The 26,736-nt window shown below is 28.0% G+C and carries 23 protein-coding genes, 1 tRNA gene and 1 pseudogene; 4 read left to right on the forward strand and 21 right to left on the reverse strand.

The genetic code is table 11. From position 1 onward, the window contains the following. Nucleotides 1-9: 9 nt before the first annotated feature. From KHQ81_06300 to KHQ81_06375, 16 genes and pseudogenes are all read right to left on the reverse strand, one after another. Nucleotides 10-943 (reverse strand): annotated as a pseudogene (locus KHQ81_06300) (RHS repeat-associated core domain-containing protein). Nucleotides 944-2,191: 1,248 nt separating this feature from the next. Beyond that, complete coding sequence (locus tag KHQ81_06305; protein ID QVK19298.1) at nt 2,192-3,907, reverse strand: carbohydrate binding domain-containing protein; 1,716 nt, start codon at nt 3,905-3,907, stop codon at nt 2,192-2,194. A gap of 584 nt (nt 3,908-4,491) precedes the next feature. Further along, a complete protein-coding gene (locus KHQ81_06310) occupies nt 4,492-5,109 on the reverse strand; it encodes a hypothetical protein (protein QVK19299.1) in 618 nt (205 codons plus the stop codon). Between the two features lie 28 nt (nt 5,110-5,137). After that, entirely contained in the window at nt 5,138-5,827 is a 690-nt protein-coding gene (locus KHQ81_06315) for a hypothetical protein (GenBank protein ID QVK19300.1), read from the reverse strand. Between the two features lie 260 nt (nt 5,828-6,087). Then, nucleotides 6,088-6,546 (reverse strand): hypothetical protein, encoded by a 459-nt coding sequence (locus KHQ81_06320; protein QVK19301.1) that lies wholly within the window; start codon nt 6,544-6,546, stop codon nt 6,088-6,090. 1,055 nt (nt 6,547-7,601) lie between these two features. Continuing rightward, on the reverse strand, nt 7,602-9,680 hold the full coding sequence (locus KHQ81_06325; GenBank protein ID QVK19302.1) for a hypothetical protein: 2,079 nt from the start codon (nt 9,678-9,680) through the stop codon (nt 7,602-7,604). Further along, nucleotides 9,670-10,086: a hypothetical protein gene (locus KHQ81_06330; protein ID QVK19303.1), complete on the reverse strand. Its 417-nt coding sequence runs from the start codon at nt 10,084-10,086 to the stop codon at nt 9,670-9,672. Before KHQ81_06330 ends, KHQ81_06325 begins: the two co-directional genes overlap by 11 nt. 252 nt (nt 10,087-10,338) lie before the next feature. Further along, on the reverse strand, nt 10,339-10,998 hold the full coding sequence (locus KHQ81_06335) for a hypothetical protein (GenBank protein ID QVK19304.1): 660 nt from the start codon (nt 10,996-10,998) through the stop codon (nt 10,339-10,341). Nucleotides 10,999-11,025: 27 nt separating this feature from the next. Next, nucleotides 11,026-11,286, reverse strand: a complete 261-nt coding sequence (locus KHQ81_06340; protein QVK19305.1) for a hypothetical protein — start codon at nt 11,284-11,286, stop codon at nt 11,026-11,028. A gap of 445 nt (nt 11,287-11,731) precedes the next feature. Beyond that, on the reverse strand, nt 11,732-11,917 hold the full coding sequence (locus KHQ81_06345) for a hypothetical protein (GenBank protein ID QVK19306.1): 186 nt from the start codon (nt 11,915-11,917) through the stop codon (nt 11,732-11,734). 724 nt (nt 11,918-12,641) lie between these two features. Continuing rightward, nucleotides 12,642-12,974 (reverse strand): single-stranded DNA-binding protein, encoded by a 333-nt coding sequence (locus KHQ81_06350; GenBank protein QVK19307.1) that lies wholly within the window; start codon nt 12,972-12,974, stop codon nt 12,642-12,644. Continuing rightward, on the reverse strand, nt 12,975-13,259 hold the full coding sequence (locus KHQ81_06355) for a hypothetical protein (GenBank protein ID QVK19308.1): 285 nt from the start codon (nt 13,257-13,259) through the stop codon (nt 12,975-12,977). A gap of 64 nt (nt 13,260-13,323) precedes the next feature. Further along, the gene (locus tag KHQ81_06360) at nt 13,324-13,800 is read right to left on the reverse strand and encodes a hypothetical protein (protein QVK19309.1); all 477 of its coding nucleotides are present in this window, start codon (nt 13,798-13,800) and stop codon (nt 13,324-13,326) included. Continuing rightward, nucleotides 13,801-14,085, reverse strand: a complete 285-nt coding sequence (locus tag KHQ81_06365) for a hypothetical protein (protein QVK19310.1) — start codon at nt 14,083-14,085, stop codon at nt 13,801-13,803. 9 nt (nt 14,086-14,094) lie between these two features. Then, nucleotides 14,095-14,472, reverse strand: a complete 378-nt coding sequence (locus KHQ81_06370; GenBank protein ID QVK19311.1) for a hypothetical protein — start codon at nt 14,470-14,472, stop codon at nt 14,095-14,097. An 885-nt stretch (nt 14,473-15,357) separates the two neighbouring features. Beyond that, nucleotides 15,358-15,591 (reverse strand): hypothetical protein, encoded by a 234-nt coding sequence (locus KHQ81_06375; protein QVK19312.1) that lies wholly within the window; start codon nt 15,589-15,591, stop codon nt 15,358-15,360. Between the two features lie 517 nt (nt 15,592-16,108). Between KHQ81_06375 and KHQ81_06380 the strand changes: the two genes are divergently transcribed. From KHQ81_06380 to KHQ81_06390, 3 genes are all read left to right on the forward strand, one after another. Continuing rightward, nucleotides 16,109-16,429: a hypothetical protein gene (locus KHQ81_06380; GenBank protein QVK19313.1), complete on the forward strand. Its 321-nt coding sequence runs from the start codon at nt 16,109-16,111 to the stop codon at nt 16,427-16,429. A gap of 289 nt (nt 16,430-16,718) precedes the next feature. After that, on the forward strand, nt 16,719-16,898 hold the full coding sequence (locus KHQ81_06385; protein QVK19314.1) for a helix-turn-helix domain-containing protein: 180 nt from the start codon (nt 16,719-16,721) through the stop codon (nt 16,896-16,898). Nucleotides 16,899-17,029: 131 nt separating this feature from the next. Beyond that, the gene (locus KHQ81_06390; protein ID QVK19315.1) at nt 17,030-18,175 is read left to right on the forward strand and encodes a site-specific integrase; all 1,146 of its coding nucleotides are present in this window, start codon (nt 17,030-17,032) and stop codon (nt 18,173-18,175) included. 338 nt (nt 18,176-18,513) lie between these two features. Here KHQ81_06390 and KHQ81_06395 read toward each other — a convergent pair whose 3' ends face one another. The 4 genes from KHQ81_06395 to KHQ81_06410 form a co-directional block, all read right to left on the reverse strand. Continuing rightward, nucleotides 18,514-21,606 carry a type I restriction endonuclease subunit R gene (locus KHQ81_06395; GenBank protein QVK19316.1) on the reverse strand — a complete coding sequence of 1,031 codons (3,093 nt, stop codon included), beginning with the start codon at nt 21,604-21,606 and terminating at the stop codon, nt 18,514-18,516. A 13-nt stretch (nt 21,607-21,619) separates the two neighbouring features. After that, nucleotides 21,620-23,830, reverse strand: a complete 2,211-nt coding sequence (locus KHQ81_06400; protein ID QVK19317.1) for a type I restriction-modification system subunit M — start codon at nt 23,828-23,830, stop codon at nt 21,620-21,622. Nucleotides 23,831-24,377: 547 nt separating this feature from the next. Further along, nucleotides 24,378-24,452, reverse strand: a tRNA-Thr gene (locus KHQ81_06405). A gap of 91 nt (nt 24,453-24,543) precedes the next feature. Continuing rightward, entirely contained in the window at nt 24,544-25,023 is a 480-nt protein-coding gene (locus tag KHQ81_06410) for a GNAT family N-acetyltransferase (protein ID QVK19318.1), read from the reverse strand. 139 nt (nt 25,024-25,162) lie between these two features. Between KHQ81_06410 and pcp the strand changes: the two genes are divergently transcribed. Beyond that, nucleotides 25,163-25,774, forward strand: a complete 612-nt coding sequence (gene pcp / locus KHQ81_06415) for a pyroglutamyl-peptidase I (GenBank protein QVK19319.1) — start codon at nt 25,163-25,165, stop codon at nt 25,772-25,774. On the opposite strand, the gene KHQ81_06420 is transcribed toward pcp, so the two are convergent. Next, nucleotides 25,758-26,669, reverse strand: a complete 912-nt coding sequence (locus tag KHQ81_06420) for a hypothetical protein (protein ID QVK19320.1) — start codon at nt 26,667-26,669, stop codon at nt 25,758-25,760. The two genes, pcp and KHQ81_06420, sit on opposite strands and share 17 nt — an antisense overlap. Nucleotides 26,670-26,736 lie beyond the last annotated feature (67 nt).

The following is a 26,736-nucleotide window of genomic DNA, read 5'->3' on the forward strand; positions in this document are numbered from 1 at the left end:
TATAATTAATTACTTATCAAATTTTATCGTTATATGGTCCACAGGTCCGATATAGATGTGAGGTATATTGCTAGCGGGTCCTGGCCTATTAGGGTGTACTTCTGGTCCATGTTGTGGAATATTAAGTTTATCTGCCCAATCTATAAGTATTTGAGCTTCAGATTCAGTAACCCCAAGTTTTTTTCCCATTTTAGCTAGTTCAATTAATGATTGCTGGTCTGGAGAAAATCTCTTTGAATCATTTTGTGAGAACATATATCCTGTTGATATTCCTTCTCCATTAAAAACCTCGTGTGTAAATCCTGGTAAAGTTGTAGAGAACCCTCCTGGTGTGGAATCTATAGGTGGAGAAGAATAACCTCCTGGTGCTGAATCTATAGGCGGAGAAGAAAATCCTCCTGGTGTTGTATCAATAGAAGGAAAAGAAAATCCTCCTGGTGTGGAGTTTTCAGATACATAAACGGCTACAATAGCAACAACTGCCACTACTGCTACGACTCCAATTATTGTCCATCCAACTGGTCCTATACTTAAACCATACCCTAAACCTAATGCAAGAGCTCCGCCACTATATCCTGTTGGATCTACCATCATTACAGGATTATTTTCACAATATGCATAGAGATTGTTCCCAAGAATACCACCATTTATTTGACCATCCGCATTGATAAAACGTCCAATCTCAGGATTGTAATATCTAGATTGCAGATAATACCAGCCTGTCTCTTCATCATAGCGATAGCCACGGTAACGATATGGATTTACTTTTGCTATATCAAGTTCAGTTTTTTCTGTTCCATCTGCATTGTATTCTTTAGTAAGAATGATAATACCCCATGCATCATACTTATACTTTACCACAGTATTCCCATATATCAACTAGTTTTATAATATCTCCTTGTAAATTAGTAATATAGAAATATTCAGTTCCATTCAGGTTCATACTTAGTAATGTGCCATCAACATCATATGTATAGTAGATTAGGTTTGTCCCATTATCTTCAACTAGAACTTTATCACCAGCAACAACATATTTTGTTGTTGTTTCATTTCCTGAGCTAGGCTGTATTTTTTTTTCAGTTCTGATACCTTGGTCATTATACTTGTAAAATGCTTGATAATTATGTCCTTTTACATAAGTAAGTTGTCTTCCATCCCAATCAAATGTCTTAGTATCATAACCATCGATACTTATATCATATAGGTTAGTCGGATTACCACTATTGTCATATTCAAATATATGTGTTTGAAAATAAGTACCATTTTTAAAGTATTGTATAGAACTTATTTGGTCTTTCCATGCATTATCATAGAAATATTTCATATTTTCTTGTGGTACATTAGCTGTACCTTTTGGGTTTCCTACCTTAAAAACAATTTTAAATTCGATATTATAAAATAGACCATCAGTTGCAGTATATTTTCTATAATAATATCTTTCTTCTGAAGTATTTAAATTTGAGTAAGTCTGTGTAGTAGTCATAATAATTGGCATCTGATTAGCTGCATCAAAATAAGTAAAAGACAAAGATGGACTTTCTCCAACACTCAGATTATAAATATCATTGTATTCATTACCACCATTATAATTCATTTTTACAGGGTAATATCCTTTACTTGCTTGATAAAATGATGGTATAGTTGGTTCTATATATTCTTCTTGTCCATATAGAAAAGTCTTTGCATCTGTGATATTACCTCTTGTATCATAATGGTAATATTTAGTAAAGGACGTATCACCACTATTAATCCATATATCTTCTCTTACAAGCTGATTAAAACCATCATATTGATAATCATATTGATCTACTAATGTACCAGTTCCTGTTCTAACCTTAATCGACGTTATATTATGATTTGCATCATAATTATAGAAATGATATTCGTCAGCAGCACCATTTTTTTTATAGATTATTGAATATACTCTGTTAGTCGCATTTCCCATTGAAGAATCTACAAGATAGTCATCATAACCAATTTGTTTTGTAAATGTATTTGCTCCAATTAATAATTCAATATTATCTAGTCTTCTAAGAGAATCCTCTTGGTAATTAATATTTTTTCTAATATCGGTTCCATTAACTTCATAAGTTGTAAAGTCATGTTCTCCAGTTGTGGAATTATAATGGAAAGATACACCTCTATTTATATTTCCTATCTTATATTCATAACTGCTCACATTTCCACTATCTTAACTATATTTAATTACATTACCATCTTTATCAGTTATATTTTCTAATTGACCAGCTAAATTATATGAATAAAAATAGATGTTATTATTATAGATGTCTTTATATATTGACAACCTTCCACTAGAATCATAATCGTATTCACTTCTAGTAACTCCATTAAATTTAATTACTTTTACTTGATTCTCGTCATTGTATTCAAAACTGACAATATCACCATTACCATAAGTTTGACTATTAATTAAATCAGTATAGTATTTATTCCAATATATATCACCTTCACCATCGGTTTTTTCCAAATAATCGTATGACATAACTACTGTATTTGCAATCTTCACTTCTTCAACTTGATCTAAATCATTGTAAATAAACTCGTATTCTAACCCATCTCTAACAATTTTCCATAACTTACCATCTGAGTTATACTTGTAATTTGAATCAATACCATCACCACTAACAGCATTACTACTTGTAGAATCAAGTCTTCCATACTCATCATAAACAAATGATTGATAATTTCCTATAGCATCTGTAATGGTTTTTAAAAAACCATTCTGTTGATCAATGTCCATATAGTTTATATTACCAAATTCATCTTTTACTGAATTCAGATACTGATTATCAGTAGTGTATGCTATAGATGTTTTAAACCATTTATCCTGTTCATTGATAGGTTTATCTTTATCATATCCAACATAGGTATACTTTAATTGTTTAGTAACATCATCATACTCAAATGTTGTTGTAACATTATTTTTTGTTATTTCTTTAATTAAGTGTGTATTAGAATCTCTCTCAATATTAGTTTTAACACCATTAGTTGTTACTGATTTTACATGATCACTAGAATCATATTCAATAGTTGTCTCACTAGTATTTTTTATTATTTCTAAATTACCACTTTGTGTGTATGTATAATGATTTCCTACATTATCATGGTATAATTGTAAATTGTCAAAATAAGCTGTTCCTTCTCCTTGATATACACCAATTAATGACACATTGTCTGTGAATTGTGGAACTTCAAAACTACGCATTTGATATTGCCAATCTTCATTAGAGGAATCAAAAGGCAACCATTTGATTACTACGTCATCTAGGTATCTACCTTCTATTTTAACAGTTAAACCAAAAAACCTATTATCAGATTCAAATGGACCATCCCAAATATCTTTATTAGGAACTGAATTAGCTTTAGCCCATCCACCAACCATATAAGTTTCTCCTATGGTCACTAGATTAGTTATATCTTGGGTAAAAGTTTTCCTTGTGTTTCCATCGCCATTTATAACGATAGATTTTTCACCTAAGATTTCTTGTAGAATATCTTTTTCTAGATTTATGTATGCTAGACCTGCTCCTTCTACTGTCCATCCTGTTAATCCGCTTTCAAATGAATTATTTGTAATAACATTATATCTAGTATCAACAAATTCATTAACAATATGAACATTATCAAAATAAACAGTAGAAACACTATCATTTATAAGTTTTATTGTAATAGTTTTACTTGAATGTAATCCAAATAATAATTCATACTTATCCCAACCATCTGTACTATGAACTTTATTAATAGTTCCCTTTATATCAGCTGAAATAACATCTATGTAAGCTCCTGGAGCCCCTCCTGAATTTCTTATCCATGCTTCAACCTTATGAGTACCAGCATTTAAACGAAAACTTTGTGAAGCATAAACAGTTGATGTTACTTTTTCCATCTTAAGTGAGTGGTTACCAAGTAAAGCTTCGCCAGTAAGATTAGTTAATTCAACGTTTCCATCACTACCTTCATAAATAGTCCAACCACTAAATCCATTTTCAAACCCATGATTAACTACTGGATTCTGTTGCTTATTTTTTTATTATATCTAAACCAGTAATCCATTTCAAATTTATTATCTTTTTTTATTATAATTTTTGTTACTAACTTTAGTTAAATAATTTTTAAATTGAATCTTGATGAGATAATTAATTAAACATCTATTCTGTCAACTCAAGCCCTTGTTATTTAATCTCTCTCTCAAAAACTAAGGGTTTCCTAACATTGATATAATCAGTTTAATAATTGTATGATTTACTCAATGTCGAGAAACTCTTTTGAATTTGGACATTTTTAAGTTATAAGTTTCTATTTTTACTATCTTGGCATCAATACCACACTCTCGACCTATGTTTTGATGTAGTGTTGCTAGTTGTACGTGTTAAAATTATTCTGTGCAAAAGTGTCCCTCTTTTTAATGAGTACCGTGAATTCATTGGTAAATAACTTTTACGCAAAATATTTTATGATTTTTTCACTTTATTAATTTGAATATTCATTAATATCGAATTTGCATGCAAAGTATAATTTCATAATGTACTCAGCCAAAATATAGTATACAATGATATATACGATATGAAAAACTATTGTTAAAACTACTGTACTATTTTCCTCTGATATATTTACACAATTTTTTACAATAAGGAAAGCTATTCCATATCCGAATGTATATTCATAAATTTTTGATTTATATACTTTATTTTTTTTATTTCTTGCTATGATTTTCATAATCTTAATACAGCTGATTAAAATAATAAATTGAATTAAAATCGAAATGAAAATAAAAAAATTGGAGTATTGTAAGACTGAATAAATTAATATATTCATTATTAGTAGCAAAAACAAGCTAGATATCGAACATAATAAAATGTTTCTTTTAATATTTACTTTTTGAAAAATTAATGAATAAATATTAAATAAAATATACACTACAAACATGTTTATTATGAATAGTTTAAATAATTGATTATTATTCATTAATTGAATAATTAATGCTAAAATTACAATTACAATATTAATAATTATTAACGAATAAATTAATTTATTATCAATTTTTTTTCCTCTATTAATAAAGTTTTGTGCTCTAAATTTATCAATCATTTAACTTCTCCTCTATGTTTCATACCTTTTAACCAAAGAGTGCTTCTTTAAGACGATCATCTACATCTGTATTCTCAATTATTATGTAAGTAGCTATTGAAACTCCCAATCCTACAGGTCCAAGCCATGCAAATCCAAATAACACGCCGGATATTCCTGCATCTACAACAGTGTATCCAAGTTTTTGTCCATTAGATAATTTAGGGATATTATAATTGTTATGTACAGATATACCAATATCTACAGCTAATAACCCAATTCCTACACCCTTAGCGACTTTACTGGCAGTTTTAAATCCATTAGCATATCTGATTTGTTTATTAGAAAGAGTAAGCAATGCTTCTAACATACTACCTCTACTAAAACTATATACAGAATAATCATCAACACCGTTAACAGAAATTAATAATAAACTTTTTTCTGCATTTGCAATAATATCATCTGCAGTATTTCTAAGAAGTTTATTACCAAATTTAAACAGTTCATCTGAAACACCTACAAAATTTGAAACAGTTACAAGATTATCAACTTGTGTAGCCGATGACACGGAACTACCAATATTATCATCACTATTAAAAAACAAACCAGCTACACTCGTTCCATAAACTTGTGCAATTATTTCTGTATTAGCATTTACAGTGACCGGATTATTAACAGAAAATGTATATTGATTAGCTCCAATAATACTTGATGGTAATATCGTAAATATTTTCATCATAATAAAAACCGATTAATGTCCCATCAACATCATAGTTGTAGATCATCTCATAAACACCATTTGTTTCGTAGATTACCTTATCACCTGAAAGTGTATAATTCGTAGTAACATTATATATTGTCTTGCTTGCTCTAAAGAATCAACTTTATCCTAATAAGGGAACATAGTTGATTCTTCTTTTTAATTATTAATCTGTGAATAAGCGGATGCATCAATGAACTAAATTTAGTAAATTACTAAATCAATAAAATTTCTAAACGCTATTCTGTAATTCCTAATTTATTCATATAGTCAATTGTAGTTTGATCAATTTTAACATTTGGGTTATATGTTTTTATGTATTTGTATATATCTATATGTAACATTTTATAATTTTTCCAACCACTATTAATTGTTAATTTAAATCCACTATTATTAATAAGTATTATTTTACGATTTAAATATTTAACTGATGTTATTTCTTCCCATGTAATGCCTCTACTAAAAAAATTAAAAATTTTAAATTTAAAATTATAATATAATCCGTCTCTATTTAGAGATATTTTCATTAAAAATAACGCTGTAATACTATAAATAATTAAAATCCATACAACAAGTAAAATTAATAAATATTCATTGAAATACTCTATTATTAATATATATGTGATTACAATCATAATTAATATATTTAATAAATTAATTGGTATTAATTTAAATTTATTAGGTTTGTAAATTATCATACATTTATACCTCACCATTTTAGTCCATTTCTTTTATATATTGATTGCTCTAATTCATCTATTTTATTCAATGCAATTATCCCCTGCAGCAGATATTATTAAAGAGGCACCAAAGGTTTCAGGTGCTCTTACTAATCCAGCAGAACAACTGAAGCACCTATAAAAACACTCCAATTTTAGCAAAGACTGCTAAAGTATGAATTCCTGTCTTTTGTAATCTTTGCCCAATAGTAAGAGTACTATTTTGACTAAACCAAATATTCCCATAATCTAAAATCATATTCTCCATTGATGAGACAAAACTTATTTTATTTAGTGCTTTAATTGTCTCCCAAAGATTATACCCTTTTTCATATATTTAAATGGGTGTGCTTTTTTCATTAATTCATCTTTTTCTAATAAAGTACTAAGTGTAGCTCCAAATACAGTATCTGAAATATTAGAGAGGAGTGATTTACTAGAAGGTATAGTAAACGAAAATTCTAGAACAGTTTCAAATACTCTTTTATTTCATCATTTGGTTCTGTTATTGCAAGGGTAGTAGCTATTGCCGCAATACATAATAAAGCTAATAATATGCTGTTTCCTTGAACCGCCAACCTCTTCCTTACCATGGAATAAACGCCATATATGTGAGTATAAAGCAGTGTAATACATTGTTAAGATATATATAAGTTATTTCTTTATTTTAGAAATGATTTATGAGTTTTTCTAGCTATACTTTTATGATGTTTTTTTGTTAATTTGTTGTAAAAGTGTTGTAAAAAATATTACTAATTTGAATATTTTTAGTAAATAAATATTTATTTTTTTTGTACTTATCTTCTTAAAATGTAATCTAATTATTCTTAAGATCGAAGGTGTCTTACCTAAATAATGATTTAATTCATTTATAATAGGGTTTACTTTATCGCACTTTACCTATAAAGTAATAATAATTATTAGTATTTCCCATTAAATTAATAGATAATTAATTTTATATATATTCTTAAACAAATTAAATTTATCGCTTCCACCTCTATGATTTTATAGAGTTTTTGGCTATTCTGTTACTTTTAATTCATAAATTTAGGTAATTGAAAATATACAAGTTCAGGATTGCCCAACAAAATATAAAATACTGACTCAGGAAAAATACCTTTTGATTGAATTACAGCATTTATATACTCTTCCATTTTTTCTTCTTTAGCTATTTCCATCAATCTTTCAATACTATCTTCATATATATGTTTTGGCCTCAATTGGACTCCAGATTTGTTCATCATAAATTTCTCTAGTGGCGATTGTCCTCTATTTCTTTGAGTAGCCCATTTCTTTAGTTTCTTAGAGGATTCGATAATTTCCAGGATAGCATTCGTTCCTACAACATGGCACCAAATTCTATCCAGAGTATCAAGTTCAGTTCTTCCATTCATGGCCTCACTTATATATGTAATTAATCTATTCATTAGCAATATATTTTTTTGAACGTGTATCGGGATAAGAGTTCCCATTACACAAATAGCCCCATTTCTAAAGAACAAATCGGATACGTTTATTGCGCCTAGACCTTTTGGACTAACATGGCATGCACTCAATAATACTACTTCCGGCACATGAAAATCATTATCATTTCCAAACCAAAGCTCATCGCCAACAAGAATTCCAGTTATTTTCCTATCAGTATCATAATGACCATGCGCAGAAACAATTAGTATATCAGCATCTTGATTTTTTTTGATAAATTTCTTTAACCTATGTACTGTATTAGTTTCTTCACGAATAATTTCAATCTTCTCATCAATACTCCAGAATTTCTCTATGGCACTCCATCCTTCATCAGAGTAGCTTCTTATACTATCATCTTTCTTTAGACATTCTGCAATAATTATCTTACATTTATCCAAAATAAGTACATCATTCACTCCTGACAATTCACTTTGATAAATTCTTAATAAGGGAGTCAATCCTTTCCCTGAAATTGGAGTATAGCAGTTTAAAGGGGATGTCGTACCAGGAAGAATTGCTAAACCAAAAGGCAGCTCAGAAAAGTAGGAGATTTGCTTTGAATTTCTTAATAATTCAAGTTCAAAACCACTTAATTGAGAAGCCAAAATATCGCCTATTCTTTCCATTGATTTCCAGATGAATTTATTACTAATATTTTCTTTACAATGTTCTTCTAATTTATATATTATATCGAACAACTCTTTTCCCATATAGCCTAACTCTAGGTATGCTGCGCTCCTAGATATTGCTCTATATAACCCTAAATTTTTTATTGAAAGTAATTCGATTTCATAGTTGTCTTCTAACCCATCGCCTCTATACCTTTTAGTTTGGATGTTAGGTATACCAGGTAGAGTTACAACCAATGGTTTGAAATTTACATTTAAGTTTTTTTTCAATTCAGTTTCATAGAGTCTTTTATTAATTGTTTTGTCTTCAGAAAGTTTCTCTTTAATTGCGGACATTGTTTTTATTCTAATGTTGTAATTATCAAGAGTACCAGAAACATATTCCAAAATATGATCAACATCTTGACTTTGTACCATAAACTTTTCAAAATCATCATTCTGGATTGTGTAGAAAAATGCTGGTAATAAATTCAACTCTTTTCCAGAAAGAAATTTATCTAAATTAGGAATATCTATTCTTTCTGAATGCCCATTTTCAAATAAATCTTGCAAATCTGACCATATTTTCATTGGACTACAAGATCTAAATTCACCGAAAGATTTAATGCCAAGGATAGGTCTAAGCTTAGTATCTAGTTTCACAGCTTCATCATAGCAACCTTCCTCATATAGCACCAGTGCACCCTCATAATCAATAATACTTTCCATATTCGAAATAGTGTCTACTAAATATTTAGGTAAAAAAATAATGCTATGAGACATATTATTTAGTTCTGTTAGCAAGTGAAAAGGGATTTTGAATAAATCTGAAGTATGTCTTGGTAACTGAAAAATCTTTGAAAAAATATCTATGGAATTAAATAGCTCCTTTGGGAGTAAGTGAAATGTATTAGCATTTTTCCTTATCTCCTCCAATGTTCCAATAACAATTGGGTTTATATCCTCTAGTTCATCTTCTGACATATAAATAACAAAATATGTAAGTCTATTTCTCCTTAAAGACGTCTTATCGTTCATTGATATTCTCCAGAAGATTAATCACATTTTCAATTGAGTATTCTAATATTTCATCTTTATTATCATTTTTATGTAAAGTGTTGTACCCATATCCTGATAAAGATTCACCAACTTTGTTAAAAGGAATCCTGGTATCAATAAACATTTTAGGTTCTTTGGTGTAACTTGTTGTTCTTGTTCTATTATCAATTAAAAGGTAGCCTCTATCTTGATTATAAATCACATACCAATCATCTTCTCTTTTCCTCTTCATATACTCAAATTCCTCTACCAATTGTGAATTCATTTTCCCATTTAAAATCATCTTAAACCATTCTTCATAGAAAGGCATAATAAACCTGAACATACCAATTTTATCATTTCGAATTGTTCTTCCTTTATATCGCTGTTCTAACCATATTAACATATTACTCCTCCAGAAAAAACAGTCCCAAAAGGACTGTATAGTTTTCCCCTTAGATTTCCCTAATTATATTATACATTATAAATTACATTATTAAAAATAACAATAACAATGCATATAAGAACAATTATAAAAGAAAAGTCCTTATTTAAGAATAGAGCTCTAAATTAATCCATTCATAATATAGTCGATCAATAAAATTTCTCCGACAAATATTACATGTTAATAGAAATTATTTAACTATATGTTATTTAATTAATATGTCTCTATTGAATTTTCTTGAGTAGTTTTCATTTTAAAGAAATTAATAAAGCTTTTACCCCACTCTGATATACTATGGGTCAACTCTATATCATCTAAACTCATTAATTCCCATTGTTTTTCCATCATTGCATAGCGTGCACTATAGGCTAAACTTTCTAAAGCATTTTGTGTTTCTTCATATAAATTATTCCTTAATAAACCTCTAGAAAATAATCTTTCCTTTGAAATCTCATTTATTTTGTATGATTCGTCATTTGCAAAGTTTATCAATTCATCTATATCAATTTTCATTAAATAGTCTAAATCTTTATAGTATTGTATTATTTTATCCAGAGATAACTCATTTTCTATTGATGTAGAAATACCATTAGCACAATATACAATTTTTTCTTCAATATGATTTTCAATAACATTTTCAAATAAAACAAAATTAAATACTTTTTTGAATTCGTTAGAATTTAAATAAGCAACAATTTGGTCATATTTAAATTCCAAGTTTGTTAATCTAGTTTCTAATTCCTTTAAAAATAGCTCTTGATTTCGTTGTGTCTTTTCTTCTTTATACTGTTTATAAATTGAATAAAAGTCATTTACAATAGGAATTTTAGATATTATTAAGTTATCTGTTATAATTCTCATTAAATCTTTCAAATTTTCTTCTCCTATACCAATAGTTATTTATAGACAGATTTCAAACTCAGTATCCATAAAATATTCATCAGGATTATAAGTAAACTCAATAATCCGCATTGCTTTCAATGCATCTAATGCAGAATCTATAGTTTCATAATCATCTTGATACTCTGAAACTTCTTTGTCATGTTTTATTGCAATTAATATTTCTTCGTATGTGACTATAGGTTCTTTCAATCTTAAACTTTCAAAAAATTTTGATAACCAATTATACATAATTTCTTCACTTTTTGTTTCAAACATCATTTTTATACATCTCTCCTTTATATCTCTCCAATTTTACTCAATAAATTATCCATTATCAAATATCCCCCTTTATTCATTCATCATATTATACCATTTTTAGACTATAAATTAAACTATAAAGGAAATAATCTAAAGAAGACCTTATTTTTTTCAAAGCTATTTCCAATTGTTAATTTTATTTGGGCTTTATAAATCAAAGATTAAGATTAAATGATAATTATTCATTAGTATCATTGGTTTTACCTAGTATTTTAACAAAAAATTTTTGATTTATTTGTATGTAGATTTGGGTTCAAATAGTTTTTTATTTAGCTCAACAGATTTAACAAATTAACTTATAATTTCAATTTTATATTTGATATCCACATTGCTATTCTTCAATAGCTTTGACAACATATCAACAAAAACTTTTATATCCTTTTTTATTTAGTTTTCAGTTTTTATATCAATTATATAATATGATTATTTCATTGTTAAACAATAAGAGCATTAGAAAGAATTCACTCTCTAATGCTTGATTTATTTTCTCTAACAGATATGGTTCTTGATAAAATGATCTCATAGGTCTTGAATCACTCTTCTTAAATCGTTCATAGACATATGCTTTTAATTCCTGATGATTAATTGACAAATTACCTACTTTATATTTGTTACCAAAAAACACATCGAATATTTAATCGATATATATATATGTTTTATTTATATGATTATCAAAGTGTTATTTCCACTTTGTTATTGAATCTTTCAATGTCTGATAAGATATTTTCCATTTTTTAATTCACTGACTTCAATATCATTTAAGACATATTCACTTGCTTCTTCTATAGACAATTCTGAGAATATTGAACATATTTTAATTACATCTAATATTTCAATTTTACCCTGACCTTCATTTAATATTGAATATATTCTTTCAAGACCTTCTTCACTAAATTGATCCTCCCTTGAATATCATTCAAATTCATATTTGAAATCATCATAACCTATCCTTTTAACTATCATAACCTATCCTTTAGCACCTTCCATTAAAGTATTTAAATTTACTCTTTAGTAAGTTTAATTGGCGGGGGAGTGAAACAACCAACGCCCCACCTTCGTTGTTCGAGCTTATCTCAGCTCTATGAATTTATTTATTAGATTTGTTGTTTCTATGCAAATAGTGTTGGAATTAATTCTGCTATTACCTATCAACAAATAACCTATAGAGGGTAAGTTTCCTATCCCCGTATTATTTAATTGACTCAACTTAAATTCGTTGACCACTATCTTACACCTGAACTGGAAGCAACTTCTCGCACCAGAACATCTTTCTTTAATTAATTGTTAGTAGAATTTTATTTTATTAAAATTTTTATCTAATCAAACTCTTTACGAGAATTAATATAAGTTATTTTTTCACCCACTATTTCCGGGATATGTATGGTCCCATTCTTTGTTTCAATTGATGCTTGTTGAATTCTTGCTTTAATACCAACTACAGATCCTTCTTTTAGAAAATCTAATGCAGCACCCTCTACCCCCTCCCATAAACTTATAGTAACTAAATCACTGTCATATTCTAATGTATTGGGGTTTTTGAAACTTCTTTTAATATCGAGTGTAATTTTTATTTTATTAACACCAGATTCTATTGTTTCACTAATAGGATTCCCAACTAATCTTCCAACCAATATACACTGATTTAACATTTATTTTTTCCTCCTTTTATTATAATGCTTATTTGTTCTTTGATGAATATTATCAAATTTATATGTAAAGTTATCGTTATTAAAATCCACTACATTGACACTTTCTGTTACAATGACAACCTTATCTTTACTATATGTTTCTGTTCTTCTTGTCGCATTTGTTAAGTTATTTTGATAACCTTTCTTATATCGTCCTCTATTTGTTGCAGCGACAGGTCTTGCAATACTATTATTAGAGCGATTATTTTTATATTTTTTTGTAGGATAATATTTTTGTTTAGCCAATTGTTCACCTCCTACTTGTACAGAACAAGAAATATTTATAAACTAATCTATCTATTTTATACGATTAATTAAGTATTTTTTCTTCTCTCATACTTGAATATTTAATATCTGACTCATCATATTGATTTCCAATAATGATATGATCAAGTAACTCAATTCCTATTAATTCACCTACCTCATTTAGGCGTTTCGTGATGCTTATATCTTGTGGACTTGGTCGAACATCTCCACTTGGATGATTATGTGCCACGATAATACTAGCTGAAGCAGATAGTAATGCAAAGTTAAATACTTCTCTTGGATGTACAATGGATCTATTTAGCAATCCGATAAACACTGTTTTTACTGCAATGATTCTATTCTTGGTATCTAAACAAATTACAATCAAATGTTCTTGCATTTCCCCTTGCAAGTTAAATACATCATAAATTAATTTAGCAATGTTCTCAGGCTTTGTTACTTGAAAATCATCATCTACTTTATAATTCATGCCATTTTCTTTTACTAATACCATTTTGGTTCTATAATAATTAATACGCATTTAATACCACTCTCCCACTCCATGATAATCAGAAAATAATGTTTCATAATTAAAGTAACTTATCTCCTTACCATTATCTATTAAGTCAGTTAAGTATTCTCTAGCACTTTGAGCAACACCAATTAATGTCTCATAATCTTTTTTCAAATAAACTTCAATATATAAATTAATAATTTTCATTTTATCTTCATCATTAATGTCAGTTAACAAATCTTCTAACTCTCTGTATATGACACTCTTTGATAATAGTTCATGTTCTGATAATTGTTTTATAACAGTTAACATAATTATCACCTACCAAATAACTACATCAGAGTTAGTTTCTAAATTCTTAACCATTTGTAAATTACTTTTCAGTAACTCAATGTCTTTTGTGCTGATACCTAATATTTCGCCATTTTCATCACAGTTCCCCATAATTAATACATTACCATAAAGATATTGATTTCTATCATTTAGTAATAATGTCACCTGTGGATCTGCCTTTAATAATCCTTCATCATCAAAGTAAATTGTTTTACCTTGATAACTTACAATGTCAATTAAATCGACATTTAGATGTTTATATATTTGATGTAATTCTGATACATTAGCATGCTTATTAATCTCAATAATACTAATTTCTAAAGATTTCTTGTTATCTTTTCTTTTGATTAACAATCCTTTTTTCATTTATTTCTCCTTTCATAAACAAAAAAGCCTATCTTTACGATAGACCCATTTAATCTTTACGATTTGTTTATCATACAAGCATTTACTGGGACTAATACATACTCCAAAAATGATATCTTAACAAATTTAAATCGTACTGATATTTAGCAAATATCTTCATATATCATCGACCTCCTATAATTCTATCTGTTATCATATTTATAATATATATTAAAAATAACGGTTATGTCGGGTAATTAAAGCTAAATATATAACATTTTATGGAAATAGTAAGGATATTTCCATTTTTATTAGGTTCTGTTCCTATCAATCATTATAGACTCTATATACACCTTTTTGATATTAGGATTAAAATACAAATTTATTTAAAAATATTAATCATCATAGAACAATAAATTAGATAAATTTTAGGCCATACAGCAAGACCTGGGAGAAGTCCCGAACGCAAGAACTAGTACGAGGTAAAACCAGCTATCCTGAAAGATGGGTAAATAATATTCTGTGTAATATGCTGTTATTCCGAGATGGAATGCCCGTTGAAAGCTAGTACCTGGTAGTAAGCAGGGGGCTACCAGCCATCCCCTGCCCAAACTTTGTTAAATCATATATGATAAATATTAATATTAAAATATTGTAAAGTTTATCTAATGATTATTTTATTGTAGATCAAGTAACTAAAGTTGTTGAATATGAAACTGAAATAGAAAATTAATATATTGACAAAAGTATCTATAAAATTGATTTTATTATATTTCCAATAACCTATAGTCTATATCAGCGATTGCAAAAAAATATAGTTTTTTTAAAATTTAGACGCTAATAGTTGATAATTCATTTAGTGATATAGTTCAAAGAATTCAAAAAATTATTATATTAATTGAGCATTTATTCTTTTAAGATACCATATTTTATTAATATTTCTTCTAATATTTTAATTTTCTGATTAAGATAATCAATTTCACTCTCGAATACCTTTGTACTATTATAATTGATTTCTATTTTCTTGTTTGCATTAATAACAGCATTTAAATCATATTTATATGAAATTGCAGTTTCATCGGATTTCTCTGCATTTCTTGATAAAAACTCAAGCATTAGAAAATTAAGATCAGACTTCATATTTTTTAATTCATGTTATTTTTGCTTCCACAATTCTTCTGATTTCCCTTTGAATAATAATTCATTAGATGAATTTCTATACTATAAAAATCTTCCCTCTTCTAATAAATCAATATTTGCAACGTTTATGTTTGCAGTTTTTATGTTTGCTTCTCTAGTATGGACAAGTCCTCATTTTGCTTTAAACCATAACCAAGATAATTACTTCTTGTTAACCCAGCAGTAGTAACAACACGTCCTATTGTATTTACTGAAATGGTTATACCCTCACCGTTTTCATAAATATTTGTTAAAGGAGTTTTAAAACATTAAAATAATACCCTTTTTTTATTTAATATAACAATTAATTTAAATTATTGTGTAAGTAGCTTATGAATTATATCATAAGCCTTTTTTCTATTATACAGACCAAGTTACCTCAAAAAAATAATGCCCTGTACTAATTGTTGTTAAGATTTTATTAAAATAAAAGCTCACTAACAATTGATTAAAGAAATAGTTAGTGAGGTGAAAATATATGATAAATAGCATTATTAAAAGTGGCGGAGGAAATATTAAGGATGGTAAAATCATCGAATATAATGATGGTTATATGGTTGGTTACTCTACTATTGCGATTGAAAGCAAAGAGAAGATGATAGAACATTTTCCAAAATACGTCCAATTATCAAATCAAAAGAACGTCGGTTTCTGGTACAACAATAACGATGGCCTATGGTATGTGGATTTCAGCGAAAACATTGAAAGTTATATAATTGCATTAATACTAGCTATGACACGTGGAGAAAAAGCTATCTGGGACTGCCATAACTTAGCTGAAATAAAAGTGGCTGAATAATTTCTATCCACAAAAATAAAAGCATTAGCCTTGAATAAGGCTAGTGCTTCTTTTCTTAAATAGGAACTTTAATTAATTCCCGTCTTTTTAAATAACCGAATATTTCATACATATCACACCAATTATATCTTTTTTATTAGAACTAAATAACTTATTTATTTAAACATTGTAATTCACACTGGGCATTTTCCCTTATTGTTGGTAAGATTTTAATAAAATAAAATCTTACTAACAAACCATTAACGATAGATTTACATAAATTAATATCAATTTAGAAAAGGTGATTAGAGTGAGTATGTTAACAGTTGATGATGTTGCTAAAAGATGGAGATGTTGTAGATTAACTGTAATATCTTATATAAAAAAAGGAAAATTAAAAAGTTTTAAAATAGGTCCTCAGTATCGGATACGAGAAAAATGGGTTGAAGAATTTGAGAATAATTTTTATCAACCAGATGATAAAAATTAATCAAATTAGAATTAAAATCAAATATATATTATAAAAATAGTAAGGTTATCAAGGAATCTAGTTAAAATAGGTTCCTTTTTTCTTTACTCTAATATCAATTTACTTTTAAAAAATGTCTTAGGAGGAACATTATGAATATAAAATATCAAGTAAGAGAACTAAAAAATAAAATTAAGGTATTTGAATACAGATATCGTGTAAATGGAAGACAAACGACGAAATCTTTCAGAGCAAAAAGCGCAACAAAAACTGCTGAAAAAGCAGCGATTAAAGAACTAGAAAATTTCGCTAAAGAAATAGAGGCTAAAAAAACATTAGGAGTCGCTAAAGATGAGAGTTCAACTAAATTTTCAGAATATTCTGAATTAGTATTTAAAATACATGACCGAAATTTATCAGAACAAACAAAACAAAATAGACAATATTATCTTAGTGTAATCAATGAATATATTGGTAACGTTAAATTAAAAAATTTAACCGCAACTAGAATTGAAAGCTTTCTAGTAAAAATGTCAGAAACTAAATCCGACCAAGTTCTAAGTAAATACAAACAAATTATTAATATTGTAATGGATCATGCTTTTTCAAAAGATCTAATCCCTATTAATCCTATGATGAAGGTTAGAATTAAAATTAGTCAAAAAAATATTAAAGAAGTACAACCAATTGATATTAAAGAACTTGAGAAATATCTTGAAATCGCAAGAGGAAATAAAAAATACTATTTTACTTTACTCTTAATGCTTTATACCGGAATGCGAGTTGGTGAAGCATTAGCATTACAATTTGATGATTGGGATTTTGAAAGAAATATTATCCATATTACAAAAAACCGGAAAAGAAATGGTAAGATTGGTCCAGTTAAGAAAGACCGTCCAAGAACATTTCCTATTCACGAGAAATTAAAAGAATTATATGATGAAGTTAAAACCTGGCACGATTATAATAAAGAAATACTAGAAGATGATTATGAAGACAACAATTTATTTATCGCACACGAAGATGGTCAGTTTATTCCTTACAGTGCTTTTAGACAATATTTAAGAAGACTAGATAAAACTGGCATAAAAATACGCCCCCACCAATTACGCCATACATTTGCGACATTGTTTGACGATATTAATCTTAAGGATTTACAAGCGATGGGTGGTTGGAAAGATGTTGATACATTGATTAATGTCTACCAGGCACATAAAGGATATAAAACTAAGACTATTAAAACGCTTAATGAAAAGTTTAGTAATATAAAAAATGGTAATGAGAGCAAATCAATTTGATTTACCCTCATTATTTTTTTTAATTTAATATATGTTATATTTTTTATTCTACTTATTTTAGCAATAACATTTGACTACTGGCATAAAAAGGTACATCCGTTTACCAAATATACTTTGAGGAAAACTTGTTAATTCGTTAATATTTTCAACTGGAACTAAAACCGTTAGATCAGAATAAAAGACACATGTATCAGACTATTGAGTTTCTTGTTGCATGAAAAATTATTGCTTTTATGTCTTTAAAGTCAACAAATCGTTCAAAATTCTAGCCAAAATAAAATATCTTTCTATGTAGTGATCTGAATTAATAATACCCGATTCATCTAGTACTAATACTTTTATAATCCCCAGAATCTATTAAAGAAATCAACAAGTCTCTGTAATACGTGCTTTTTCTTTTCACTTCTGTTAATACCTTCTGTATTTCCAAACATTGAAATCGGTGGAAGCACTTTAACTATTGATGTTCCTGTTTCTTTAATTTCTCCATTTCTAAAAGCTTCATTAATAAATGATTTTGTTTCTTCAGAATTTAAATTCTCCTCATTTATTATTTTTTCAAGCTCTTCCTTTTTTTTGTTCTCAATATATTCACACCATTCATCTGTAACAGTAGCATCAACTGTTAATGAAGCAATAAAATTTAGAATTAAGTCTTTTTTGTTTCTTAACGATGGAGATGAATCTATTGCTTTTCTGATTTCAATTTCTTTATCTTCAATGTGTTCTCCATGGAATTTATCAACCAGCATCAATATATAGTCAATATTTACTTCAACCGATTTTACAAGTTCAATTTCAAATTCAATCTCTTCATTGATTTGTTCCGCATCAGCTCCACGATTTCTACGATATTTGTCATATAGACTTAAGTAAATACTTTGGTAATCCTGATAATCGAAATCACTTAATATTTCATTACCCTTGAAATCATCAAAACTGACAAGAATGTTCTTTGTCTTCAATATCTGATTAAACAATGAAATAAATGCTTTTTCAGCTCGCTCTCCCATGATTTCATGTCCAAGTGGATACTGGTCCAGTAATTCTTGTACTAAGTTCTTATAACCTTTGAATCCCTCATATCCTTCATAATATTCTTTAAAGGATTTAAGTAAAACTACTCCACCAGCTTCTTTATCTCCAAAGATGCTAATTGCTTTGTTTACTTGTGGTTCTAAGTTTCTAAAACAGATCACATTTCCAAATGTTTTTATTGAGTTCAAAATTCGGTTTGTTCTTGAGAACGCTTGAATCAGCCCATGCATTCTAAGTTTCTTATCGACCCAAATTGTGTTCAAAGTAGTAGCATCAAAACCAGTTAAGAACATATTAACCACAATTAATAGATCTACTTCTTTATTTTTAACTCGCAAACTCAAATCTTTGTAGTAATTTTGAAATTTATCACTAGAAGTATCATAACTTGTTCCGAACATTTCATTATAATCCTGAATGGCTTCTTCTAAGAAATCTCTTGAACTCTGGTCTAGTTTTTCTGTAGACTCGTTATTCTCATCAAAAATACCATCTAGTGATTCATTAGGACTCCAACTAAATATAGTAGCGATTTTTAATCTACTTGCAGGTACATACTCTTCTTGTTGTCGCTTGAATTCAAGGTAATACTTCTTAGCTGCTTTAATACTCGCTACAGCAAAAATAGCATTAAATCCAGTTGTCTTAAGTGATTGTCTATTCTCCACACTTTTTGTAAGTCTTGATTGATATTTACTTTTAGCGACTTCTTCAACATTTAGTAGTTTGCTGAAACTATATGCTTTTTCATTTCTTTTTGTCTTTTGAGCGAAGTGCTCTAACGTATAAGATACATTTACTGCAATTCGTAGATCATCCAGTAAAGCTTCTTCTCGTTTAATATCATATACCTCTTCATTGTCATCAATGTCTTCTGATGCTTTTACCGTATTTAAATAATCAATTCTGAATGGTAAGACGTTACCATCATGAATTGCATTAACAATTGTGTATGTATGTAATTGATGACCGAATGCTTGTTCGGTTGTTTTAAGCGTTGGAAACTTGTTACTAGTGGATGCATTAATCGCAAATATAGGAGTTCCAGTAAATCCAAAGATATAATACTTTTTAAACGCCTTCACAATATCTCGATGCATATCGCCAAATTGTGATCGATGACACTCATCAAAGATAAAAACTATTTCTTTAAAATAGATATCGTGTGTTGGATTTTTCTTTATGAAAATTGCCAGTTTTTGAATAGTAGTAATGATTATTCTAGCATTTAAATCTTCTAGTTGTTTTTTTAGAACGGATGTACTAGTATTTGAATTTGCTGCACCTTTTTCAAACTTATCATACTCTTTCATTGTTTGGTAATCTAAATCTTTTCTATCAACAACAAATAGTACTTTATTAATGTATTCTATTTCTGAAGCAATACGTGCTGTCTTAAATGAAGTTAATGTTTTACCAGAACCTGTCGTATGCCAAACATAACCACCAGCCTCGATTTTTCCATATTTTTTACTATTGTGTGCAATGTTAATTTGATTAATGATTTTTTCTGTAGCAGCAATTTGATATGGTCTCATAACTAGTAATAAATCATCAACTGTAAATACACAAAATTTGGTAAGGACATTTAATAACGTATGTTTTGATAAGAATGTATCTGTAAAATCATATAGTTCTAGAATATTCTTATTATTTGCATCTGCCCAATAACTAGTAAATTCAAATGAGTGACTTGTTTTTTTCTTAGTTGCAATGGAACCCTGATTTTCTTTTGTCGCTAATTCTCTAGTTGTATTTGAGTAATATTTTGTTTCAGTTCCATTTGAAATAACAAAAATCTGTGCATATTGGTACAATCCACTATCTGCCCAGAAACTCTCATTTTCATATCGTCTTATCTGATTAAACGCTTCTTTAATTGATACACCACGACGTTTTAATTCAATGTGAACTAAAGGTAATCCATTAACCAAAATTGTTACATCATAAATATTTTTTCTTTTACCATCGACTACATATTGATGAATTACCTGAAGTTGATTATTGTGAATCTGCTTTTTATCAAGTAAACGAATGTTAATCGATGAGTCATCATCTCTTTTTAGTGTAAATATATAATCTTCTTGAATCTTTCTAGTCTTGTCAACAATTCCATCATTTGGATTATCGATATACTTACTAAAAATCTCTTCCCATTCGTTTTGAGTAAATGTATAGTTGTTTAGGCGTTCTAGTTGATTACGTAAATTAATAACAAAATCTTGATTATTGTGAATATTAACATAAGAATATCCTTGACTTTTTAGTTGCTTTATCAAATTATTCTCAAGATCTGATTCACTTTGATAAGTCTTTTGGCGTTTGAATTTAGACTTATATTCAGCAACAACAGTAGATTCATTTTGTTGAATTATAACTTTATATTCATCCATTAAAACACCCCCTTTAGAATTTTAATAATTTATTTCGATAATACTCATATTGTTTTCTTCTAGCTTCTATCTCAGCAGGTAAACCTTCTTTTATGTCATTAACCAAAATCTCAAATGCATCTAGTATACTTGCAATTTTGATTTGTATTTCTATTGATGGTATTGGAATAATTAGATTTTTGACAATATTAGCATTTAAATTTTTCACTGTCCCTATGTTGGCCCCTGATGACATTTGCTGTTGTATTAGATTTGAGCTTAATAAATGATACAAAAAGTCAGAGTTTAATTCAGTTTCATAATCAGTAATTGCAAGCCATCCATCGTGTATACATCCATCTATTTGTAAAATGTAAGGTCTACCAAAACTCATTGAATTTGATAAGATGAAATCTCCAGGTTTTACGTAGCGTGATTTTGTCGCTCCATCAAGCGTTATTTTCTCTTTGCTTTCTGTAATATATTTAGTACCAGGTTTAGCATCTCCAATTTTTATCCAATTAACACCATTTTCATCTACGGTTACGTAGTCTTTAATTGGTCTTGGTGATGCTCCTCTAATTATGGTTGCCACATCTCCAAATTTAACAAATCTTGTGTTTTCAGTATCAAATGATAATAATGTAAGATTAGCGACAATTTCATCAATTGATTTTCTTAGTGAATCAATTTTCTTAACAATATTCTTTATTTCTAGATTGAGTAAAACATTATCAATTTCTTCATTGTGATTCTCTGTTTCAATATATGTATTGACCGAAAGATTATAATCTCTTTCTACAATTTCATTTATTACTACGTATCTAGAAAAATGATCTTCATCAGTCTTATATCGCACAGACTCTAAAATTCTACTGATATTCTCTTTTGTTAGTTTGTTCTTAGTACCTAATCTAACAAATTCATCACTTGCATCAATAAAGTGAATCTTGTTTTCAGATTTGTTTTTGCGGAGTATCATAATTGCTGTTGATATGGTGTTACCAAAGAATAAATCGGATGGTAGTTGTATAATTGAATCAATGAAATTATTATCGATTAAATACTTTCTAATCTTTTGTTCAGTTCCACCACGATATAAAATACCTGGGAACTCAACAATCGCTGCTGTACCATTTGAGGATAACCAATTTAATATATGCATAACAAAAGCATAGTCTGCTTTTGACTTTGGTGCTAATACACCTGCAGGAGCAAATCTCTCATCATTAATAAATAATGGATTGTCTTTTCCGTCCCAGTTTGTTGAATATGGAGGATTTGATACAATAGCCTCAAATGGTTTGTCATCCCAATGAACTGGATTTTTCAATGTATCACCATATGCTATATCGAATTTTTCAAAATTGATATCATGTAAAAACATATTAATTCTAGCTAAGTTATAAGTAGTTAAATTGATTTCCTGTCCGAAAAATCCTAACTTAACATTATCTTTTCCTAATATCTTAGCAAATTTTAATAGCAATGATCCTGATCCACATGCTGGATCATATACTTTTTCAACCTTCTCTTTATCCGGTATAACTTTATTCCCATTTTTATCAACTGTTTCATTACCAAAATCAATTAATGTTAGTTTTGTTAGTAACTCACTTACTTCTTGTGGAGTAAAAAACTCTCCTCCCGACTTTCCTGCATTTGCTGCATACATTGTCATCAAGAACTCATATGCATCTCCAAATGCATCAATTGTGTTATCCTCATATTTTCCAAGTCTTAGTTTATCAACTGCAGTTATAAGTTTTCTTAACTTGTCATTTTTCTCAATAACCGTTCGACCCAGTTTATTTGAGTTAACATCGATATCATCAAACAAACCTTTTAGGTTGTCTTCAGATTCAGTTCCTTGTGCGGATTTTTCAATATTCTTAAATATGTTTTCTAAAGTTATATTTAGATCTTCATCGTTTTTTGCTTTTTTAGCCACATTTGAGAAAAGTTCACTAGGCAAAATAAAAAAACCCTTCTCATCTACAACTTGCTTACTTGCAGATTCAGCTACTTCATCTGACAAATTCTCATAATTAAATTCTTTATATCCTGAAGCTTTTTCGTTTTTATTTAGGTATGTAACCAGATTCTCTGAAATGAATCTATAGAATAGCATTCCAAGTACATATTGCTTAAAATCCCATCCATCAACAGAACCTCTAAGGTCGTTGGCAATTTGCCATATCGTTTTATGTAATTGTGCTCTTTCGCGTTCTTTTTGATTTGACATAATATCTCTCCTAATTTTAATAATCACAATATCAGCCTAAAGTGCTAATAACATTTTAGCTACTTTTGTCCTAATTATAACATTTATAGGTTCACTTTTAAATGAAATTTTGTCAAGTTGCATTCACTTTAGAGTCTACTCTTCTGAATACTGCTTAATTATCATAAAAATGAAATCATATATTCTAGCCTTTGAATAATTCTTATTGCTATCTAGTATGTAACCATATCCAAATCAAATATGAAAGAATCGAAATGAAGATAGACTTATACCAAAATGAATATTTAGCCCCTATATTAGAAGATGATATTATTAAGGATTTTAAGTTTGAGGATTTACTTAGCCATCTATCTGATATACAACAAAAATATAGCAACAAGAATTAATGTGAAAATCTATAAGATAATTTACATGCTAAGAACTTGTGAATTTATAATATAAAATACATTGTAAATTTAAAAATTGTTGTAAATTTGTTGTAAAAAACAAAATAAAAAAAGTCGGAACTTTCTCCAACTCTAATTTCTTATCTATATTTAAATAAAAATGGTGCTGGTAGACGGACTTGAACCGTCAACCTCTTCCTTACCATGGAAGTACACTACCTTTGTGTTATACCAGCATCAACATTTCCATTAGTAATAATATCAAATTTCACAGATTTAGTCTAGTAATAAGCATACTTTTTTTATAAAAAATAGTTCTTTTTAAAATTAAATAATTATATCAGAAACATTTAATTCACAAGTTAAACAATGGTCTGTTTCATTAAATCCCATTTTTTGATAGTAATTTCTAGCGATTTTATTATCAACTCCAACATAAAGTCTAACTCTCCATAAATCTAACTGCTTAGCAAGTTTAAAAACTTCTTTCATTAATAATTTGGCAACTCCATGTCTTCTATATTCTGGTATTGTCCATAATTCATCGATATATAACAATCCTTTTCTTGGGTCTGGTTTAGGTATTATAATCGCATTAATATATCCAACAAATTGATTATCCATACAAGCTGCATAAATAAAGAAAGTATCAGAATCTAATACATGATATTGTTCCATAAATTGTTTCATATCATTATTATCATAATAAGTTAAATCTTTGCTTTCTTTTTTTGTTCTCCTATGTTCGATTAATTTAGTAAACTCCGAATAATTTTCTTTTGTGATACGTTTAATTGATATCAACATATAATCCACCTTTTTGTCACTCCATGTCGATTAGATATATTAATTTAATTCGACATTTTTTGTTTTAATTTTTTAACTATTTTATTTTACATAAATCTATTATATAATCTATATAAAGAATATTCATGGAGGTATTTTAATGAACAAAATATTATTAACTGGATTCGAACCTTTTGATGGAGAGAACATTAATCCCTCATGGGAATTAGTCAAATCATTTAATCACCAAATAATTAAAAATTATGAGATCATCACAATTCAAATCCCTACTGTTTTTTATGAATCAAAAGAAGTATTAAAAAAAGCTATTAAAGAATATGAACCAAGCATCATCATCTCATTAGGACAAGCTGGTGGTAGTAATAGTATTCGTTTAGAAAGAATTGCGGTGAATTTAAATGATGCTACAATACCTGATAATAAAGGAAATCAACCAATAGATGAAACAATCATATTAGATGGGCCTAATGCTTATTTTACAAAATTACCTGTTAGAAAATTATTAAATGCATTAAATAAAGAAGATATTCCTACATCATTATCACTATCAGCAGGTGCTTATGTATGTAACCATTTATTTTATCATCTCTTAAATACAATAGATAGTAGACGTTCAATCGGTGGGTTTATACATATCCCTTATATAGATAGTCAGGTAACAAATAAGAAAAATACGTTCTCACTAAGTCTTCAAACACTTCAAAAGGCTTTAACTATTATATTAGAAACGACTATTAATACACTTGATTAGAATTACTTGATAATGACTGTAATAACTGGATAATATTTTTCTCCATCTGTCTATTATGAAGCTTTTCTAGTTCTTCTTTTGCCCAACTAGGAAAGTTTTCACCCTTATAAGCTACATATAAAGAAAATAAAGGAGAAAAGACTTCATCAATATCTTTTTCAATTGGATTATACTCTGTATAATGTTTTAAAAATATTTCTTTAGCATCCCCTTCTAAGGATACAGATACATTTCTTATATCACTATACTTAAATCCTTTTCCTAAAAAATTATAATCATACATAATTACTTCTTCTTCATCTTTAGATACAATAAAATTAGTATAATAAAAATCATTATATGTAAAACAAGTTGAGTATTTTCTAATAATAGCTTTTATTTTATCAAACTCTTTTATAAACTCACTCCAATAAGCATATCCATTAGAGTTTGATTTATGAACAATATCTTGAATCACTTCTTTTGTGATCAAGTCATATTCATTATATAATTGATTTAATAATTCAGGATGTTTATCTAAATATAGTGAACTTTGTTTATGAAATATTTTATACCATTTAATAAGTCCTAAAGCTACTTTAGGATTACTTAAATCTTCTTTTGTTCCCAAACGATGCTGTATACTTACATTAATATCTTCTAATATGATTGATGATTCATTATAATAATATAATTTAATTGTTGGAACGTTGAGTTCATTTAACAATTTGTAATAATATATTTCTCTTCTGAATTCTTCCTTTTCAAAATACTTAATCACATAATTATCATCCCAATAAGAAAAACGGAATAAGTAAATTCCATTTTTTACACGTATTTCAGTCAAACTATTAATTTTAGATAAGTCAAAATCATACTTACTTAATTCTTTTAAAATCACATCTTTTTTATTCATTTATATCACCTAATCCTAATTATAACATGATATCTCAATATTTAACATAAATAATAAATCAATTAAG

The organism is Mycoplasmatota bacterium, from assembly GCA_018394295.1.
Taxonomy (GTDB): domain Bacteria; phylum Bacillota_I; class Bacilli_A; order Haloplasmatales; family Haloplasmataceae; genus JAENYC01.